This is a genomic window from Methanomethylovorans sp. PtaU1.Bin093, from assembly GCF_002067275.1.
GTDB lineage: Archaea > Halobacteriota > Methanosarcinia > Methanosarcinales > Methanosarcinaceae > Methanomethylovorans.
Genome location: NZ_MVQX01000029.1, coordinates 1 through 4,107, shown reverse-complemented (window position 1 = coordinate 4,107; position 4,107 = coordinate 1). Strand labels below are relative to the sequence as shown.

Here is a 4,107-nt window from a genome sequence, read left to right as displayed (position 1 = left end):
ATACGACCCTGCTGATCTCAACATCATCAGCAACTGAATAACCCAAATGATCCGCTATTTGCCTGGAAAAATCCAGAACTTCCTCATGCGATGGCATTGCCTCTCTGAGCAGGCGGTTCCTTGAGAAACCCAAGTGCATGTATGCTTTTACCTCTACATAATCCGGAGAAGCTTTCTTTATGAGTTCAGCATAACCCTGTGGATGGAACATATTTACTCCCTTTATCAGAGTGATACGTATAACTGTCCTTGTGTCTTTGCCTCTCAACACTTCAAGGGACTCGTTCAGCTTGTTCCACAATTGGGTTGATCTGGGACGACATACCTTATTATAGGTTTCTTCATCAGGTGCATCCAGGCTCATATATAGTTGCGAAGGGTTTATTCGACGCATCATTTCAGGATTAGTACCATTAGTGACCACAAATGTTGTCAATCCATGGTTTTTGAACTCTTCCACCAGTTCTGCAAGATAAGGATACATTGTAGGTTCGCCTGATAGAGATATAGCCACATGCCTTGGTTCATTGCCTTCTAACCATAACTCTCTGTGATCAGCATTACCAAAACCTGATATCAACTTCCTCTGAGACTTTATACATGACCCCACTATTTCCGATGGAGAATCCCACTCTTCGGGTGCAGGTGCATCCACCTCTACAGGACGCCAGCAATGCAGGCATCTCTGGTTACACATAAGAGTCGGGGTCATCTGAAGACACCTATGGGATTCTATTCCGTAGAAGGAAGCTTTGTAGCATTTACCTTCCTCTCTCATCGCCCTGCGAAGCCATAGACACGTCTTCACAGCCGAATGATTCCCTGCAAGACTATAACCTTGCTTTTTGAGAAGGGAATGAAGATCTACAAGATATGAGAAATTGTATTCTTGAGAGGACATTTGAGGTTTAGTTAAGATTTGGAGTATATATAATTTGGTGAATTCACCATGAAAATAAAAGAAAATTGGGGAATTATTAAGGTCTGATCCCCCATCGATCAAAAATCAAGATTAAATGTTCAATACTTGTGTGCCTTCGCCATCTCCACCATTGCCTGCAGGTTCACTGTGGGTGTCTTGCTGACAATACCACATCCTGGCGCAAGCAATGCGACCCCTGCATCAAGGACTTCCTTTGACTTCTCTTTGATGAACTCAGGCGTCTTGTTCCAGAGCACGTTCACAGGGTCCAGGTTACCGACTATAACAGCCTTCTTAACTGCCTTGACAGCAGTTGCAGGATCAACGTTCTGGTCGACACTTATCGCATTGACACCAGATGATTCCATGAGTGCAAGACCTGCTGTAGTATCACCACAGATGTGGAGCACTGTGGGCACGTTCAGTTCTTTCATGGCATCTACAAGTTTTGTGTGATATGGCACCACGAACTTCTCGTAGAACTCAGCACCAATGAGCTGGTAACTGGCGGTGGGGTCGATGATGACCATGGTATCTGCACCGTTCTCCACCATCTTCTTTGCGTATGCAATGCTGAAAGCTGTGGAGAACTCCATGAGCTTCAGGCCCAGGTTCTCATCTGTGAAGATGTTCATGAACCAGTCGTCACCGTTCAAATGCTGTGCAAGGGAGAAAGGACCTATCATGCTGCCAATGATCGGCAGTTCATTACCGTACTTGTCTGCCAGGATCTTGATAGCCTCACAGACAACGCCGATCCTCCCGTGGTCCAGGTTGTAACCTTCCAGTTTGGATATGTCATCAACGCTCTTGACCACATGACCTACCACAGAGGGCTGTTGCTCCTGTGTACCGGCCTTGATCTTGCAGCCGAAGAACTCGGCTTCAGCGGTGATATCGAACGGCACACGCACGGCTTCAAAACCGACAACGGTGTGACCAGCTTCACCTAGCTTGGCCATGAGCTCGGCATCTTCATTGGCAGCAGGCCAGAATGCGCCACAAGCTTCCATTTGTTCTACGGTACCGGTCTGCGTGACAGAGATAGCTGCCATACGATCTACGCTCTGCCCTGTTAAAATACGGGCAAGCCTTTCTTTAGGGGTGTAATTGGACATAGTAAAGTCTCCTCTCCTTTAGTAATGATGACAGAGGGGGTAACCACTATATATATTTTTTGGTTTTCCACACCAAATCTATATATAGTAGAAGAAAAAAATCCATACGAAAAGATTATAAACCAGATAAACGAGAAACTTTCTTTTTTAAAAAAAGAAAAGGGATCCTATTAGGTATATTATGCGATAATAAATAAGCATGAAAAAGGAAATGCTTTTAATTCTAAATAATAAATCAGCTATATATAGATTGTAAATAATAGAAAAATATAAATAATGGTTCATTGAAAGTAAGAAATCGAATATTATGGGAAAAGAGAAATAAGATTCAGAATGAAATAGGTAATCTTAAAAGCAAATTTGCTTAAAATTATGCATAGAATAGGAAACTAAATATCATAAGTAGTATCTACAAAAACAAAATCAATATATGGGTGAACATTAGAACTTGAACTGAATGACTTAAAAATGAAATTAATCTGACTAAATCTTTTTTATCCGGGTGTCGACATGCAAAACATGTATAAGTACCTCAAGAGCGCAATTGAAGGCGAAAGCAAAACTGAGAAACAACACGATCTAAATGTATTCAAGAAATCAGAAGAACTTGCTTTAAAATATGGCATCAAATATGATGGCAAAAGCTTTGTTCCTGATGATCTTGAACTTGCAGATGCAACATTTGAGGCTGGCATAGAGCTACTACATTCTGTGGGAGTGTACTGCAAAAGCACAGAAAGAGTGATCCAGGTAGATGAAGAGGATATCCTGAAATCTCTTAATGTAATTAATCCTCTAGAAATCGGCAGACTGAAAGAAAAAGTAACTGTTACCCACAGATATCCTCTGTCACCAGTTCCCCCCATTATTATTGGTGGACCAATGGGGGGAAGTGTTTCAGAAGAAAACTTCCTTTACATAAACTTAAGTGCAGTACTTGAGAATGTTGTACAGGGAATTTATAGTGGTGCAATGAAGCAGTTCTGTGGAGAATATATAAGACCAAAGAGCCCATTGGAGATGTTAGCTGTCCTAAAAGCTGCACGCAATGAAAGGCTTGCTACAAAGATCGGAGGGCGTGAAGGGCTGGCATTGATGGGACCCAGTACACCTACACTTCCCGCATCATATCTGCTTGTGTCATCGGATGAACTATACTCAAGATATGACCCTCAGGAAGTCTACATGGATGATCTGAAAGTAGATTACGAAACATTGTGCAAATGTATCTTCCACCAAGAACATGGAAACCATTATATTTCTGGGCAAGTGCCTGTTTTTGGGGGGCCGTGCATAGGTTCGGCTGAAGGACTTGCAATAATAGATGTGGCTGAAACTTTACAGTCAAAAGTACTCGCGCATTCAAGTATACATGCTTCTGGAGCTTCACACGCGGCCACTGGATCTTCCTCTGCAAAAGAGATAATGTGGGCTTCAAATCTCTCCTCACTTGCAATATCAAGGAATATGGACTATTACACTGCAAGGTATTATTGGAATGCTGCTGGGATATCTACTGATATGATGTTCTATGAAACTGCTGCCCAGGCTATAGGGGACACTGTATGCGGTAGGGACATGTTGCTGGGACCCGTAGGTGCACGTGGTGGAGTCCCTGACCATTCTTCAGGTCTAGAGTCAAGGTTCATGGGAGAAATAGCACAGATGGCCACACATTTATCATTGTCTGAAGCCAACCGTCTAGTAGAGAAGATATACTCAAAATACGAGAAAAGACTTACTAACCCACCCGAAGGAAAGCCTTTTGACAAATGCTATAGGGTAAAATCAGAGTATGATCTTGAGCCTACAGAGGAGTATACATCTATCTATAGAAAGGTATCCTACGAGATAATGGGTAATTTCCCGGGAGAAGCTTTCTAACCTAAATAATAAGTTATTAGTGAAAAGCTCATTCTCTAAATAAGCAATGCCAAAAAAAAGCCGGTGGTTTTTATCCACCGACTACAGAAGTGACCTACTACCTTATTCAGGCTTAGAACACCAGCCCCAGTCCTTCGAGCTTCTTTCTTGCTCCGTCGTAGACCTTCATGTATTCATCCGTGG

The 4,107-nt window shown here is 42.5% G+C and carries 3 protein-coding genes; 1 reads left to right on the top strand and 2 read right to left on the bottom strand.

Annotation, left to right across the window (positions count from 1 at the left end; genetic code table 11):
• A partial coding sequence (gene twy1, locus A4E24_RS02910) for a 4-demethylwyosine synthase TYW1 (RefSeq protein WP_292351507.1) occupies positions 1–901 on the bottom strand: 901 nt, incomplete at its 3' end.
• A 119-nt stretch (positions 902–1,020) separates the two neighbouring features.
• Complete coding sequence (mtbA, locus tag A4E24_RS02905) at positions 1,021–2,040, bottom strand: methylcobamide:CoM methyltransferase MtbA (protein WP_292351505.1); 1,020 nt, start codon at positions 2,038–2,040, stop codon at positions 1,021–1,023.
• Between the two features lie 510 nt (positions 2,041–2,550).
• On the opposite strand from mtbA, the gene A4E24_RS02900 reads away from it, so the two are divergent.
• Positions 2,551–3,924 carry a monomethylamine:corrinoid methyltransferase gene (locus tag A4E24_RS02900; RefSeq protein ID WP_292351503.1) on the top strand — a complete coding sequence of 458 codons (1,374 nt, stop codon included), beginning with the start codon at positions 2,551–2,553 and terminating at the stop codon, positions 3,922–3,924.
• Positions 3,925–4,107: the final 183 nt, after the last annotated feature.

Excerpts from the sequence above, each read along its gene's own strand:
- A4E24_RS02900 (WP_292351503.1), top strand. The coding sequence starts at position 2,551 with ATGCAAAACATGTATAAGTACCTCAAGAGCGCAATTGAAGGCGAAAGC.
- mtbA (WP_292351505.1), bottom strand. The coding sequence starts at position 2,040 with ATGTCCAATTACACCCCTAAAGAAAGGCTTGCCCGTATTTTAACAGGG.